The sequence below is a fragment of the Halobacillus aidingensis genome, assembly GCF_900104185.1.
In the GTDB taxonomy this organism is placed as follows: domain Bacteria; phylum Bacillota; class Bacilli; order Bacillales; family Halobacillaceae; genus Halobacillus; species Halobacillus aidingensis.
Genome location: NZ_FNIZ01000013.1, coordinates 55428 through 70692, shown reverse-complemented (window position 1 = coordinate 70692; position 15265 = coordinate 55428). Strand labels below are relative to the sequence as shown.

Sequence of the window (15265 nt, the reverse complement as noted above, 5' to 3'; positions counted from 1 at the left end):
TTCTACTATATTTTCTGACTTACTTAACCGGTTACGTAATATTTATAAAAAAATTATCCAGTAATCTAGATATTTATCATCCTTACTATTTTTTATTACGTAACCGGTTACGTTGAATTCCTATTAAAAGAGAGACTAGTGAGAACGTACACTCTGTCTCTCTACAAGTTGATGGCCAAGTATACTGTTTTCCACCTTTGAACCTGATTCAATCATTTTAAAGATCATCCCTGCAGCCTCTTCGGCCATCTCATTATGTGAAAGTGAAATAGAAGACAAGGGTGGATTCATAAATTTACACAAATTTATATCGTCCATACCTATAACAGAAATATCCTTAGGAACACTAATTCCTAGTTCAAAAGCAGCAGACAAAACACCTATACCGATTTCATCATTTTCAGCAAAGATAGCTGTAAGATCAGGATTTCGATTTAATAACTTCCTAAGAGACTTAACCCCATCCTCAATAGAAAATCTCCCGTATTCTATACAACGATCATCAATTGGTATGTTGAAATCAGATAGAGCTCTTTTAAAGCCCTCTACACGTGGAATGGTATTACCAGCAATCCATTCTTCTTTATTTCCACTTATCATCCCTAATTTACTATGTCCATTTTGTATTAAATGTTTGGTAGCCGAGTATGCTGCCTGATGATCATTTGCAATAACATATGGGACCGGGAACTCAGAATAAGCAGATAAAAGAACTAAAGGGACATTCATTTTAACAATATAATCATAATATTCTTCTTTTAGTACTGTACTTGCTATGATTAGTCCATCAATTCGCTTTTCATGCAATAACTGAAGATACTTCATTGTTTTTATCCCTTGTGATTCAGTATGACAAACTATTACACTGGAACCTACCTTGTGTGCAACTGATTCAATACCGGTTAAAAACTCAGCTATGAGTGAACTCGTTAAATTTGGCACTAATACACCTATGGTATGTGTTCTGTTATTAGTTAGTCCTCTAGCAATGCCACTAGGAAAGTACTCTAATTCTTGAATAACGTCTAATACTTTCATTTTTGTCTTATCAGAATAGCCGCCTAAGTCATTCAATATTCTAGATACGGTAGCCGTTGAAACATTTGCTTTTTTTGCAACATCCCTAATTGTATAAGCCATAAGTCGTATTCTCCCTTTTACGTAACCGGTTACGTAATAACTTATCATAAAATGATAACCCTTTCAATACTTTTTTCACCCTTCACTTTTTGTAGCTAACCGAAACATAAAACGTTCATCAAACTAAGAGAAGGTGCCTGCCCCCCACCACGTTAACACTTTAGCGCAGTCGAGGTCAGGCAACTTTTTTAAAGATTAATTGTTGTGCTTACCACAAGCCTTCGCGTATCCTAAAAAAGCTAATAAAAAACCTCTCGCAAGTTCAATTGAACCCGTGAGAGGCTTCTTAAATTAGCATACAACTTATACATTCATTACATACTTATCCGGGGTGTTCAACTTTACCGAAAACTAGCATTAAGAGTATGAGATTTCTTTACCGGTCATCTCCTCGTAATCTTTATTCATGATTTCCCACGATTTTTTTATGTCTTCATCTAGCCCAAATAAACCGCTACGACCAACGATATAAATATCAGGACCTGCTGCATCAATTCTTTTAAATGATTTTCGATTGGATGATCCGTCCATTTCAATGACGTATTGATAACCCTTTTCTTCCCGTAACTCTCTTAAATTTACAATTTTATTTAACGTGCTCTCGATAAAACGTTGTCCTGCAAACCCTGGATCAATGGTCATTATTGTAATTTTATCGACTAAATCAATATAAGGGAAAATCGTCTCAATAGGAGTTTCCGGATTTAACACAACTCCTGCTTTCAACCCGGCGTCATGTATTTGATCGATCAACCGAAAAGCCAGGCCATCAAGTACTTCTGCATGCATGCAAATCCATTCGCATTTTATATCAATTAGCTTCTGAACCCATAAGCTTGGATCCGTCACCATAAGATGGGCAGAAATAGGTAAGTCACTTATTTTTCTGACCTCCTCGATAAACCACGGAGATAATGTAATATTGGGAACATAATGCCCATCCATAATATCAATATGATAAGAATCTACATGATGATTTAAAAAAGTAATTTGCTCTTTGAATTTATCTAAGTCCATTGTCATTAATGATGGGGAAAATTCTACTTTTCTCATAATTAATTATTCTCCTTCTGTTTAATTCTGTCTTCTGATCCTAAGTCGCCATCTCCTCCATCAGCTCTAAAGCATTCAAGAGTCTAATAAGCTCCCTGCTCCTCCATTTGCTGTATCTCAGAAGAATTTCCTTTTATTAAACTCGCCTTTGATCTTACATCACTTTAATATCATCTAAATCAATATCCTCTTCATCATCTTCATTATCTTCTGTATCTAAGCTGAGTTCCTCTTCAGACTTATGTTTCTTAATTAAAGCTAAGGTAAATCCTGTTACAAGAATGTTCACTACTAGTGCTGCCACACCTGTCCATGGATTGGTCATCGTCGGTAACATTAATACGCCACCAAACGGTACAGTTGCATCCGCTCCAAGCACCATCGACACCGCTCCACCAGCAGCTCCACCAACAGCTGTTGCAATCAAACAGCGGACAATATCGTTCATTACGATTGGAATTACACCTTCGACAATGTTAATGAAGCCCATCGGTACAGCTGATTTCAATGCTTCCGTTTCTACCGGTGTATAGATATTTTTTCTGAAAACCTTTGCTATAAAGAAGGCTAATCCAAAACCGATCGGTGTCGCTGTATTTACTAGCTGTAAAGCTGTAATTGGTCCATTGATACCTTCTGCCTGCAATGTCAATACAAAGGCAAACACCGTTTTGTTAATGGGTCCGCCATAGTCGATTCCACTCAATAGTCCGACAACTCCACCAAACATTAACAAGGAAGAAGAACCTAAACTCTCTAATGCATTCGTTAATAATGAAGTAAAAGCAGCAATTGGAGCACCAATAATGTAAACCATGATTAAACCGCCAATTAAGGAAGTAAAGAATGGAATAATTAAAGTTGGCATTAGTCCTTTAGCCCACTTAGGGACTTTGAAGTACTTAATAAGAGATATGGCAAGATAACCGGATAAGAAACCTCCCAAAATTCCTCCAATGAAACCGGCGCCGATTGCGTTAGCAGTTAAGCCGATAATAAAACCTGGAGCTATCCCTGGTTTTCCTGCAATGGAGTAAGATATACCAGTAGCTATGACGACAGGTAGTAAACCGAGTCCAGCGCCTCCCATTGTCGCTAAAGCATCCCAGATAGAAAATTCACCTGGCACTAATTGATCCATACTAGTGCCTCCGAAGCCCATACCAATTGCAATTAAAAAACCGGCTCCGCAAACAATTGGAATTAAATATGAAATCGCTGTCAATAAATGACCTTTAAGGTTTAATTCCCTAAGTTTATTCATTTTTCATCCCCCTACTCAATTCTTATTTGTTGAATGAACAGCCTTTGATTCTGCTGTTCATTCATTATTTTTCCTTGTGGTGCTATGCATTTCTATGTGAATTGTAAAAAATTTCAATCATATAAAGATATACCGCTATATTATTTAAATAATTATTTGTAATCCTTTTAATTACAAAAAGCTTTTTTTACATCTTCGGTTTTTTCTGACTGTAACAATTTTTCAATCACTTCATCATTGCCTAACTTTCTTGCAAATAAGGATAATATTTTTAGGTGGTTTTGTGCACCTTCATTGTCATTACCGACAGCAAAAAGAATAATTCCTTTGACTCCTTTACCATCCAGGGATTCCCATGGGATTTCGCTCTTATTGATCCCTATCGCCACTCCTATTTCTTTCACAAAATTACTTTTTCCATGAGGGATAGCAATGTAATTCCCAATGCCTGTTTGTCCTTTTTCTTCCCTGGCATAGATGTCTTTCATAAAGCTTTTCACATCGGTAATATACTCATTTTCCAAAAGCAAATTTGCCAGCTCGTTTAAAGCATCCTCTTTATTTTGGGCATTCATATTTGTTTTGATTGTGTGGTCATTCAAAATTTCGCTTATCTCCATTGGTTGCACCTCGACGTGGATAGATTTTTATTGTGCCTGTTTCTGCTTCAGTACTTCTTCTGCTTTTTTGATCAGCTTGTTAGGTGACTTCACCGCAACTTCTGTTGGTACTTGAATGATACGCTTACCTTCAAACCGTTCGCGCCCGGCTATTTTCACATCCGCAGCCATGATAACAATGTCGGCTTCCTGGATTTGTTGAGAAGAAAGTTCGTTCTCTGTCCCGATCGTCCCTTGTGTTTCTATGGCAATCTCGTGGCCTGCTTTCTTTCCTGCGTTTTCCATTTTTTCTTGTGCAATGTACGTATGTGCGATTCCTACTGTGCATGCTGCAACTCCAACTATTTTCATTATGATTCCTCCCGAAATTTGATTATTTCTTTTTGAAATTTTTTTTCTTCTAGATTTAATAATCGATCCACATAACCTTCATCAGCTAAAGACCTGGTGAACGCAGCAATTTTTTTCTTCATTGCTTCTTCTTCATCCTTCTTCAGTAAAATAGCAATAATCAGGCGAATGTCTTCTATAGTCTCATCCCATCGGATGGGATTGGCTAACCGGAAAAATAGTATTCTACTTTCTAATACATGCTCACTTTCGATATGAGGCAGCAAAACATGTTCCGCTATTAAAGGACTCCCGGCTTTTTCCCGTTCATTAAATTGATAAATAATACCATGTTTTTGTTGACAAGAGTCTTGAGCACAAGCGACTTCTGAAATAAAGTCGTATACTTCTTCTTTTGTTTCTAAATCGCTGTCAAAATAAATTTGAATAAATGAATTACCGTTCATGAAAAATCTCCTCTATCTTTTTCTGAAGCCTTTTCTGATCATCAATGGTAAACATGGCGCTCACTAATAAATATGGAATCGGTATATCCTCTTCGATGTGTACAGTGCTCAGGATTAATTCAATGTCTGAGTATTTTTCTTTATAAGCCTGCATATTTCGTGATGCTACTACGTCCACAATTTCTAACTCAGGGAATTTATTTTTTGCCTTTGCTTTTAAAAGTTCTGATGTTCCAATCCCTGTCGTGCACATGATGAGTGTTTTGATAGGATGCTGGTGCTGGCTCGTTTCAATCATTTTTGCAAAATAGAGGGTAATGAAACCATTCTCATCATCATTTATTGCTGGTAAGTTAAATTCTTCACTAACAAACTCAGATACGTTTTTCACGCTGGAAAATATCCCTTCATAAGTCACTTTGATTTGGCTTAGTAAGCTGTTTTTAACTCGAATGTTATGTTCTAATCTGTTAAGCATTGGTTTAATGTGATTGGCCAAATCGACAAAAATAGATTGATTGTCTATATTTATACCTATTCTCGTACTCATTTCATTAATGTAAGCTTTAGTCACCTGGATCACTCTGGAGGATAAGGTCGATGTGCTATCAAGAGTTCCTTGCATCCTCGATGACACTAAATATTGATAAAGGAAATAAACCTCAATTTCTGGTAATGCATTATTTAAATATTGCTCCATATTATGGATGGTAGATTTAGCAACCTGATAGAAATCAAAGTCTTTTTTCATACTCTCGGTTTTTTCTTGAGACACTTTATCTGTAAATATAAAAGCCGGATTTTTTCTCGATCGACTTAGCAAAATATACAGGTGAGAAAAGATATTGACGTTATACGGATAAGGGATCGTTATATTTAAACCTTTTTCAATGTGCCTTAATTGATCCAATATAACCAAAACATCATACTTATTGAAATTAAGCTCCTGATTCGTTTTTAAGTCATCGATATCGATGATGTTAAATATTTCAATAATTTCTTTGATTGCCTTCCTGATATTGACTTCTTGTCCTAATATAGCCAGTGTGCGGTTTTTTCTCTCCAGAACTAAATGGTACTTTTTAAGCTCTTCGCTCATGATCTGTTCATCTTTAAAAATAACGGACTCCCCTACATAATAGTCACTGAATAAGTAGTGGATATTTATAGGTTTAGGCGAAGATAATAATAATTCTTCCATAATTCTTTTACGTCTCTCATCAGGAGAAAAATCGTCTTCTTTGTATTTCTTATTGCTTTTTTGATAGTTAATAAATTTTTCGTAATCTAGTTTGTAACCCCGTCCTTTTTCAGAGACAATCAGTGAGTCATCTAGACTCTCATCGTTAATTTTCTTTATTAAACGGTACACTGTCTTTTTAGAAGTTTGGAGCATTTCTGCTAAATCTCCTGCAGTAACATAATCTTGATTTTTTGAAAGAAACAGTAGCAGCTTCTGTTCACGATTATCTTTGGAACCCACATCATCCCTCCTTGCTATTTCTATAGTACTTCAGGTTTAAGAAAGCGCTTCCCTTTTAAATGTCCGTTGCACCGGACATTTTTTTGATATTTTATACTATTTCATTGAAAGGAACCACTGCAAAATCCTTTATGAAATTAAAGAAATCAGCACATCTTCTTCCTAAAAAAACTCCAATACAAAAAATGCCGAATCCCTTGACAAAAAAAGGTACCTGACCTCCACCACGTTAACACTTTAGCGTAGTGGGGGTCAGGCACCTTCCATTCTGGCGGATATCGTATCTTTACCAATTTAATCAGTTAACCTTATTACAACGAATAAATAGTATGATCACAAAAAATAACCCGTCTCCTTTTAAAAATAGAAGGCGGGTTATTTTTAAATTGCTATTGAAAGTGCCTGCCCCCACCACGTTAACAATTTAGCAAAGCAGGGGTTAGGCCTCTTTTATGTGCCCAATATTGTAGATTTAGTTCGATTCATCATTTCTTTAGCCTTATAGCATCAAAATATTGCAACTCGATACAAAGTAAAGCAACTTTTCCTTTTATGAAAAGGTTCGACTAATAATCTTCATACAACGTTTGCGATGGATTATGCATGGTAGTAAAAGCTCCAAGTTAATTTAATTGATCCTTAACTGATTAATACACTTATAAGCAATGCCATCCACGAAACGATAAATGCCATGATCGTAAAAGGGAAGATATACCGCAGCCATCTTCCATATGGAACCCGGCATAGACCAAGCATCGCCATCAAGCCTCCAAGTGTAGGAGTGATAAGATTGGTAATTCCGTCACCCACCTGAAAAGCAGATATGGTGGACTGTCGCGAAACTCCGACTATATCACCGACAGGGATCATGATCGGCAATGTAACAAGTGCCTGCCCACTTCCGCCCGGTATAAATAAATTAATAATCGATTGTGATATCGACATAAAAATGGCGGCAACGGTGGCGGGCAAATGCTCAAGTACCGATACAAGGCCGTATGCAATAGTATCACTTATGTTTCCATGATTCATAACCACTTGAATACCTTGAGCGACGCCAATCAAAATGGCAGCAAGTGCACTTGGTTCAAGCGCTTTTGAAAACGTCCCGGCTATCTGACTGCCGTTCATGCGGGCAATAAGTCCATTTGCAATACCGATCATCAGAAATATAGCCGATATTTCATTGATGTACCAGCCTCTGGTGAATACACCATATAACATGACGGCAAGCCCCGCCACAAATACTAGCAACATGGCAATATCTTTTTTCCTCATTTTATACGAGTCAAGAGGCTGAGTTAATTGCATGTCATCTGTATCGATATCATCCCCCAGACTCTTTTCCCTGTCCTTCTGAATCTTCTTGAAATACCGCACATTGTATGCCGCTAGAAGACTTAATACCAGAACGACAAGAACGCTTCTGAAGGCCCACCCCGAAAATAAGGACATCTCTGCTATTTGATGACCGACCCCGACGGTATAAGGATTGAAGGGGGATAGTCCAAAGCCGATCGACACCCCGCCAATCCCTATTCCGGCCCCAAGAATAGCGTCTCCACCAATGGCAATGCTGAGCAATATGGCAATTGGGATAAGCGCGATATTATTTTCATACCCAACAAAAATCCCTAACAGACCGTAAATAAACGTCATAATAACGATAGCCAGATATCGTCTGCCTAATCCCAGCTTCCTGACAAAGGTACCAACTGTTCGCTCCAACATACCTGTCTTTTCCAATACCCCGAACATCATCGCTGCAGCAAAAACGATAAAAACGATATTAGCGATCTCCTGGAACCCTTGCGGTATTGCTGTAAATAAATCCAGCAGATTGACGGGAGTCCTTTCTGTGAACTCATATGTTCCCGGAATCGTCCTTGTCGCATCATTGATTTCCTCTCTATCGTAGGAACCGGCTGGAATGATATAGGTAAGTATTCCTGCAAATACAATGATATAAAACAGCAACGCTAATGGATGAGGAATCCGATCCAGCCAACTTTTCTTCTTTTCTGACATTAGAAATTACACACCTTCCCAATGAGCTTTTGGTCTAGTCTTCTTGAGTAACTTTTTCTAAAAAGTCCTTCAAAACATGAATACCCTGCACGCAATCATTCAACGATGACCACTCTTCCGAATTGTGGCTGATTCCATCCTTACTCCTTACAAACAGCATGGAAATCGGTACATGGCGTCCCAAAATCATAGCGTCATGCCCGGCTCCACTCGGCAGGAAAACAGGCCTTATTCCGTGGTTCTCAACAGATGTTGCCATGGTCTTTTGAAACACTTCTTTGATTGGAACGGGCTTCGTACGCGTTGCCTCCTCCCATTCCAGGCTTACCCCATGCTTTTCTACTATTTCTTCAGCTTTTTCAATTACCAGATCAACGAGTTTATCACGCGTGGATTCATGAATATCACGAATATCAACGTACAATTCCACTTCGCCTGGGATTACGTTGACTCCGTTTGGATAAACATGAGTCTTCCCTACAGTTGCTACGGCGGATGAGCTCACCTGTGCAGGAAGAGATGGAATGTTAAAAATCAATTCACTGGCAGCGACCAAAGCATCTTTTCGATCGTTCATTGGTGTGTTTCCTGCATGGCCAGCTCTACCCTGAACATTGAATTTTAACCAGCAAGGACCTGCAATTCCTGTTACTATGCCTACGGGGACATCTTCCTTTTCCAACTGTTTGCCTTGTTCGATATGAACTTCAACAAACATTTTAATATCATGTAAATTGCGTTCGGCATCCGGGAAGCGTCCGACCGACAAATCAACACTTTTCATAACTTCTTCAAAAGGTACACCGTTAATATCAGTCAGTGACTTCTGTTCCTCCGCATCAACGTCTCCGACTACGGCTTTGCTTCCCGAAAAACCACGATTAAACCTTGCCCCCTCCTCATCAGAGAAAACCACAACTTCTAAGGTCCTCATCGGCTCATAGTCGATTTCTTTCCAAGCCTCTACCACCTCCAAAGCACTCAATACACCGAGCACGCCATCAAAGTGGCCTCCGTTTGGAACCGTGTCAATATGGGAGCCGGCTAGTACAATTGGCAGAGTTTCATCTCGTCCTAAAAGTTGCCCAAAAACATTTCCTGCTTCATCGACCCACGTGTTCATACCAGCTTCATCCATCCATTGCTTCACAAGGGTTTTCGCCTTTCTTTCTTCTTCGGAAAAACCGATCCGGTATGAACTACCTTTTTCACCTCTTCCAATTTCAGATATTTCCTGGATTCTAGCAGCCAACCGTTTTCCGTTTACACCGGAATAATTTAAGCGGTGATCAAAATCTTTCAACAGTTTTTTTTCCATCTGCTTCTCCTCCCATTCATTCATACTTTATAACCCTCATCATGTGATTTAGGCTTATTGCTGTGTCAAAACGATAACTTGCAGAATCCGCTTTCTAGATAGTTTTCTTCTTAAATACGGTTCATTTATGGCTATGTCCTTAATGTTATGTCGATTGTCTTTTTGTGTCAATGGTAAATATTCTAAAAATTAAAAAAAGACAGAAACAATTGTTTCTGTCAAAGAAAAAAGCGATATATTTTTCTTGGGCGCCCTCGTGGAAATGGGTTTTCTTCCCCAACGACCTCCGCATACCCACCGGTTTCAAGTGCCACTATAATTCTTCGTGCACTTCTTGGCATGATTTGCATCTGCTGCGCTAATTCATGTGCCGTCATCTCAGGTCTACCCCATTTATTCAAAATGGATTTAATTTTGCTCAACGTTGAAACGCTAAGGGAAGTTTTCTCGCTTATTCCCTGGAGTTCGGCGGAGGCATAAGAGTAAGAGATCTTTTCCGCACTCCCCAGTGGCCCGTTTATCGTTTTATCCTCATAAAGGACCATCCATGTCCCTTCTCCATACTCCTTAGCGTTCAACAGAGCTCTACCCGCATTGATTTCCGCATCATAAGCTGAATACCCTATCCCTATACCACAGGTTACGGCATGTTTACCGATTCGAAGTATTTCTTCTATTTCCGGAACAACAGTGAAATTTTCAGTGATTGCATCAAGCTCCCCCCGAGTCGTAAAAATGACATATCTCCCCGGACCGGAAGTTTTCAGCGACCCCTGAACTTTCTTCGCATATTTCAATAATTTCTGCGAATTTCTCAATTCGATATTAGTGATTTCATCCGATGAGAACACTCCTGTAGATAGGCCGGAAAACGGGTCAATTTCAAACATTTGAACGGCAATCTGGGTATTTTTAAAACGGATCATTTCATGAGTTCTCAATATGATGTCCAGAATAGATTTGATGGCCGAGTTTGCAGGAGTCACCCTGAAAACCGGTACTCCAAGGCGTTTCAACTCAGTATAAACAGCCCACACACAGGTTACCGCCCCCTTAGTGTGATTATCAGTCCAAAGATCATAATGATGCTGGACGAATTTGCTCACGGACTTTTTGTAATGCTCCAAATAGGTTCGACTATTATCGATTTCGGATTCATCAATAAACTCCTCTAAATAGGAAGGGTCATATTTCATCCCCAGCTCGTCGAATATTGGATGTAATTCAGAGGAATCAACTGCATCAAAACTAAGTTCATCAGCCTTGATATCTTCGCTATTTAATACATGATAGAGGGTTTTATATAAACTTGAACCTGTATAAGGCGTATGATACATCGGTTGACTGATCTTCCCCCACTTTATTGCAGTCGAGTAGGGAAGAAATCCTGAGAACAACCATACATCTACATCTTGCGAGTGCGATTCCAAATGTTCCACAAGTTCTTCCTCCCCGGAATGTACGAACGACAGGCAACTGAACTCAGGGTATTCGTCTACAATGGATTGTATTAATCCCAGGTTATCTTCTGCTCCTATTAAACCTAATCTGATTTTCATAATAGCCAACTCTCTAATAGCTTGGGTTTTACAGGCAACGATGCCTATTGGGTACAATAATAACATGAAAGTATTCCACTAGTAATAAAACACTGGACTCAGGAGTAGGTCGGCTTCTTGTTTGTTGTAGCTAACTCTTATGTTGTTGTAATAGTAATTGCACAAACTCATTGACGACACCAATTCATTTTTGAAGAATACAAAACAACGCTTAAAAAATGAATTTTGAAATATTCTAGTATAAGGTGAATCTATAGACAGAAAACCTAATTGCAATTTAATAAAACACTAATAAACCTCTCAATAGTATAATAAACTATCGAGAGGTTTCTATTATAAAAAATAAAAGAAAAAGAGATGTGAAAATTGATCTATTTGTTAGTTGATTGTAAAACGTCCCCTAAAGCATTTGCAATAACCGTTATGGCGACAATTCCCACATAAGAAGCACCTTTATCGTAAGCTTTGTTAGCTCCAGTCGCATCATTAGCAACCGTACCTACTTTAATACTTCGCTCTTTGGCTTCCATGTAAATTCTTTCTACAACTTTCCTAACTTCCGGATGATTTGGTCCTTCCTCTTTATACCCCATATTGACTGATAAATCAGTGGTTCCAATAAAAGGGAAGTCTATCCCTTCAACATTGATAATTTCGTGAAAATTTTCTGCCGCTTCCAGAGTTTCGATGTGAGGAATGACTAAAATTTCTTCATTTGATTCATCTAAAAACTTTTTTCCTTTTTCTTTTCCATAGTGAGCGGCGCGATGTGAATATGCTGCTCCCCTCAGGCCTCTAGGAGGGTATTTTGCTTTTTGTACTGTTTCTTCTGCCTCTTCTTTCGTATTGATCATCGGTACTTGGATACCTAATGCACCGCGGTCTAATGCCTTCTGTATACTCGATTGATCATAGGAAACACGAACAATTGGCACAAGGTCAACGGAATCAGCGGTACGAATCATATTTTCTAACTCAGTTGTGCTAAAGGCACCGTGTTCATCATCAATAACAACAAAATCATAACCAGCATACCCGATCATCTCAACTAGAGGGGGAGAATAGATACCTAAAAAGCTACCCAATACACTTTTACCATTTTCCAATTTTTCTTTCAGCGGATTCTTCAAAAGTCATTCCTCCCTTCGGGTGTTTCTAATAACCAGGCACGAAGAGCTTCGCTAACTGCCTCCGGCCGTTCTAAACTGCTCAAATGGCCGCATTGATCAATGACTTTCAAGGTAGAGTTTTGTATTAATTCTTCCATTTCTTCATGAAAAGCCGGGGGACACACGTTATCTTGCATCCCTGTCAATAAAAGAGTATCGCACTGGAAATGCTCTAAATTATCTCTCGCATCTGATCTTGTAGAAACAGCTTTAAGCTGACGTATATAGGCATCAGGTCCAATGTTTTCTGCCATGCTTACTATGGTCGAGACTAACCTCTCATCCTGTTGTCTATTGGAATGAATCAAATTAGGCAATAATTTCTCTTTGAGGACTTCCATAAACCGCCCTTGTTCCACCAAGTGCTCGAGATGATCCCATGTTTCCAATTGCTCAGCTCGGGGGGCATATGGATTCGAATTAAGAAGAGCAATTTTGCTGACACGCTCTGGTGCTTGCCGGACAACTTCCATCGCTACGATGCCCCCTAAGGATAATCCCGCAAGCGCAAAAGTGTCTGGAGCTTCATCCAATACAGATTGAGCCAGCTCCTCTATAGACGTAGCTACCGTAAGGTCAATGACAGTCATATCGGCAATGTTGTCAAGGCTTGCTAGTTGATGCTTCCATAGACGTTCATCACATAAGGTGCCTGGAAGAAGGAGTAGTGGGGTTTTGTGAACCATTACCTTTCTCCAGCCCGAAGTTTTTCAGCTATTTGTTTCTCTAATTCTTCAAAGTTATCAGGTTTGATCATTTTTCCTTTTTCATCGGCATGGAATCCAAATTCCGAGGCTTGCTTAATGATTTCAGGTGCCCAGTATGGATCTTTCCCGTCATACACTTTATGTTGTTCTAAGACAGCAAAGCACCAAGCATCTTCCTCGCTGATATTTTCAAATCCTCTCCATAACCCTGGAGGTAAAGAAATCATATCCCACTGATCAATAATCGTTTCCCCTTCTATTTCTTCTGGACTATCTCCCCAATAAAAACGCCACTTTCCAGTCAATGGAACAAAGGCTTCAATATAATCGTGGCTATGAAAGGCTGGGCCATTTCCAGGCGGTGCCTTCACCATTCCAATTTGAAAACCATGGGGTTCTGTAATTTCCGGAGAATATTTGTCGTTTTCACTGGCCGTATCACCGATTAAGGCATAATTCAATCGTTGGTGTCCGGGGATGATGCTGTCTATAAACATTAAAGGAATCGATTTTGATTTCAACTCATCAAAACGAACAATCCAGTTTTTCTCCATTTCCTCATTAGTTACGGATTTTTTAACTCTTGGCTGTTGATTTTCCATACAATCCTTCCTTTCTAATTCTATTATTCATTGATCGTTATTTTGACTGAGGCTACTCCCCTCCCTAACTGTAGAGAGGAACTACTTATTTTATAATTTAAATGTGATGAGCTTCATTTCTGTCATCTCTTCGATAGAATACTTGATCCCTTCCCTTCCGGTGCCGCTGTTTTTCACTCCTCCATACGGCATTTGGTCTACCCGGAATGTCGGAACATCATTGACCATCACGCCGCCAACCTCGAACTCTTCAGCCACCTCAAACGCTTTATTAACAAATTCTGTGTAGATGCCCGCTTGAAGACCATATTCTGAATCGTTCACTAAGGAGATCGCTTCATTCAACTTTTTATATTTTGTAATCGTTACAATAGGGGCAAAAGCTTCTTTACAATTGACTAGGGAATACTGGTCCGTCCCAGTGAGGACGGTCGGCATGAACATATTCCCCGATCGTTTCCCTCCTTCAACGATGGAAGCTCCCGATTGAACAGCTTCTTCCAGCCATTCTTCTACCCGTACCGTTTCATTGGGATGTATCAGAGAAGAAAGGTCTGTTTCCTCTGAAAGGGGATCTCCCAATACCAGTTGTTTTGTTTCGTTAACAAAACTTTCGATGAAATCTTCATAAAGCGCTTCTTGTACGTAAATACGTTGAACAGAAATACATACTTGACCAGAATAGGCAAAAGCACCTTCCACACAACGCTTAGCAGCTCCCACTAGATCTTCTGTACTATCAATGATTACAGCTGAATTGGACCCGAGCTCCAACGTCACTTTTTTCAGCTTAGCTTTCTCCCTAATACTAAGACCTACTTCATAACTGCCAGTGAAAGTGATGTATTTCACTTTGTCATGCTTCACTAGCAAATCCCCAATCTCACTGCCTTTTCCAGTAACAACATTCAATGCACCATCCGGCAAACCAGCTTGTTGAAAAAGGTCCGCTGTAAACAAAGCACTTAAAGGGGTTTGTTTTGCTGGTTTCAAAACTACTGGATTGCCCGCGGCAATAGCTGGTCCAAGTTTATGAGCAACAAGATTGAAAGGAAAGTTGAACGGTGTGATGGCTGCAACCACACCAACAGGTTCACGAACGGTATAACCAAACCGTCCACGCCCACTTTTGGCTGCATCCATAGGAATTGTTTCCCCATGAATACGCTTTGCTTCTTCTGCAGCAAATTTGTAAGTTTCAATGGTTCGGCCCACTTCGCCCCTTGCAGCTTTCAACGGCTTGGCACATTCCTTAGCCAGTATAAAAGCGGCTTCCTCTGCATGCTTTTCAAAAAGAGAAGACACTTTCTCGAGAATGTTCGCCCTTTCTAACGCGGTCAACTTCTTGATTTGACTCGCAGCATCATCTGCTGCCATAATCGCTTGTTTTACCTCGTTTTCAGAGGCCAATGGGATATATCCTAGCAATTCTTCACTGTATGGAGATGTCAATTCATAATATTCGTTTGCTTCCTGCCAACTGCCATTGAGAAACAATGACTTTTTTATGGTAGTATTCTGCAAA

Annotated in this window: 14 protein-coding genes; all 14 read right to left on the bottom strand. The window is 39.4% G+C overall.

The features are described from left to right. Positions 1–135: 135 nt before the first annotated feature. Complete coding sequence (locus BLS23_RS13150; protein WP_089653002.1) at positions 136–1140, bottom strand: LacI family DNA-binding transcriptional regulator; 1005 nt, start codon at positions 1138–1140, stop codon at positions 136–138. Positions 1141–1497: 357 nt separating this feature from the next. Then, entirely contained in the window at positions 1498–2193 is a 696-nt protein-coding gene (gene alsE / locus BLS23_RS13145) for a D-allulose 6-phosphate 3-epimerase (protein WP_089653001.1), read from the bottom strand. A gap of 154 nt (positions 2194–2347) precedes the next feature. Further along, a complete protein-coding gene (locus tag BLS23_RS13140; RefSeq protein WP_089653000.1) occupies positions 2348–3457 on the bottom strand; it encodes a PTS fructose transporter subunit IIC in 1110 nt (369 codons plus the stop codon). Between the two features lie 167 nt (positions 3458–3624). Further along, positions 3625–4077, bottom strand: coding sequence for a fructose PTS transporter subunit IIA (locus BLS23_RS13135; RefSeq protein WP_089652999.1), 453 nt, complete (start codon positions 4075–4077; stop codon positions 3625–3627). A 27-nt stretch (positions 4078–4104) separates the two neighbouring features. Then, positions 4105–4428 (bottom strand): PTS fructose transporter subunit IIB, encoded by a 324-nt coding sequence (locus BLS23_RS13130; RefSeq protein WP_089652998.1) that lies wholly within the window; start codon positions 4426–4428, stop codon positions 4105–4107. Continuing rightward, positions 4428–4874: a PTS sugar transporter subunit IIA gene (locus tag BLS23_RS13125; RefSeq protein WP_089652997.1), complete on the bottom strand. Its 447-nt coding sequence runs from the start codon at positions 4872–4874 to the stop codon at positions 4428–4430. Before BLS23_RS13125 ends, BLS23_RS13130 begins: the two co-directional genes overlap by 1 nt. Continuing rightward, positions 4864–6357 (bottom strand): BglG family transcription antiterminator, encoded by a 1494-nt coding sequence (locus tag BLS23_RS13120; RefSeq protein ID WP_089652996.1) that lies wholly within the window; start codon positions 6355–6357, stop codon positions 4864–4866. Before BLS23_RS13120 ends, BLS23_RS13125 begins: the two co-directional genes overlap by 11 nt. 639 nt (positions 6358–6996) lie before the next feature. After that, complete coding sequence (locus BLS23_RS13115; RefSeq protein ID WP_089652995.1) at positions 6997–8385, bottom strand: YfcC family protein; 1389 nt, start codon at positions 8383–8385, stop codon at positions 6997–6999. Positions 8386–8419: 34 nt separating this feature from the next. Then, entirely contained in the window at positions 8420–9703 is a 1284-nt protein-coding gene (locus BLS23_RS13110) for a Zn-dependent hydrolase (RefSeq protein ID WP_244157206.1), read from the bottom strand. A gap of 218 nt (positions 9704–9921) precedes the next feature. After that, on the bottom strand, positions 9922–11142 hold the full coding sequence (locus BLS23_RS13105; protein ID WP_341845047.1) for a helix-turn-helix domain-containing protein: 1221 nt from the start codon (positions 11140–11142) through the stop codon (positions 9922–9924). 491 nt (positions 11143–11633) lie between these two features. Further along, a complete protein-coding gene (locus BLS23_RS13100) occupies positions 11634–12392 on the bottom strand; it encodes an HpcH/HpaI aldolase family protein (RefSeq protein ID WP_089652993.1) in 759 nt (252 codons plus the stop codon). After that, positions 12389–13117: an alpha/beta fold hydrolase gene (locus BLS23_RS13095; protein WP_089652992.1), complete on the bottom strand. Its 729-nt coding sequence runs from the start codon at positions 13115–13117 to the stop codon at positions 12389–12391. Before BLS23_RS13095 ends, BLS23_RS13100 begins: the two co-directional genes overlap by 4 nt. Beyond that, entirely contained in the window at positions 13117–13740 is a 624-nt protein-coding gene (locus BLS23_RS13090; protein ID WP_089652991.1) for a cupin domain-containing protein, read from the bottom strand. Before BLS23_RS13090 ends, BLS23_RS13095 begins: the two co-directional genes overlap by 1 nt. Positions 13741–13830: 90 nt before the next feature. Further along, positions 13831–15264, bottom strand: coding sequence for an aldehyde dehydrogenase family protein (locus BLS23_RS13085; protein WP_089652990.1), 1434 nt, complete (start codon positions 15262–15264; stop codon positions 13831–13833). Between the last annotated feature and the right edge of the window lies 1 nt (position 15265).

Coding starts and splice junctions, on each gene's coding strand:
- BLS23_RS13150 (WP_089653002.1), bottom strand. CDS start 1,140: ATGGCTTATACAATTAGGGATGTTGCAAAAAAAGCAAATGTTTCAACG.
- alsE (WP_089653001.1), bottom strand. CDS start 2,193: ATGAGAAAAGTAGAATTTTCCCCATCATTAATGACAATGGACTTAGAT.
- BLS23_RS13140 (WP_089653000.1), bottom strand. CDS start 3,457: ATGAATAAACTTAGGGAATTAAACCTTAAAGGTCATTTATTGACAGCG.
- BLS23_RS13135 (WP_089652999.1), bottom strand. CDS start 4,077: ATGGAGATAAGCGAAATTTTGAATGACCACACAATCAAAACAAATATG.
- BLS23_RS13130 (WP_089652998.1), bottom strand. CDS start 4,428: ATGAAAATAGTTGGAGTTGCAGCATGCACAGTAGGAATCGCACATACG.
- BLS23_RS13125 (WP_089652997.1), bottom strand. CDS start 4,874: ATGAACGGTAATTCATTTATTCAAATTTATTTTGACAGCGATTTAGAA.
- BLS23_RS13115 (WP_089652995.1), bottom strand. CDS start 8,385: ATGTCAGAAAAGAAGAAAAGTTGGCTGGATCGGATTCCTCATCCATTA.
- BLS23_RS13110 (WP_244157206.1), bottom strand. CDS start 9,703: ATGGAAAAAAAACTGTTGAAAGATTTTGATCACCGCTTAAATTATTCC.
- BLS23_RS13095 (WP_089652992.1), bottom strand. CDS start 13,117: ATGGTTCACAAAACCCCACTACTCCTTCTTCCAGGCACCTTATGTGAT.
- BLS23_RS13090 (WP_089652991.1), bottom strand. CDS start 13,740: ATGGAAAATCAACAGCCAAGAGTTAAAAAATCCGTAACTAATGAGGAA.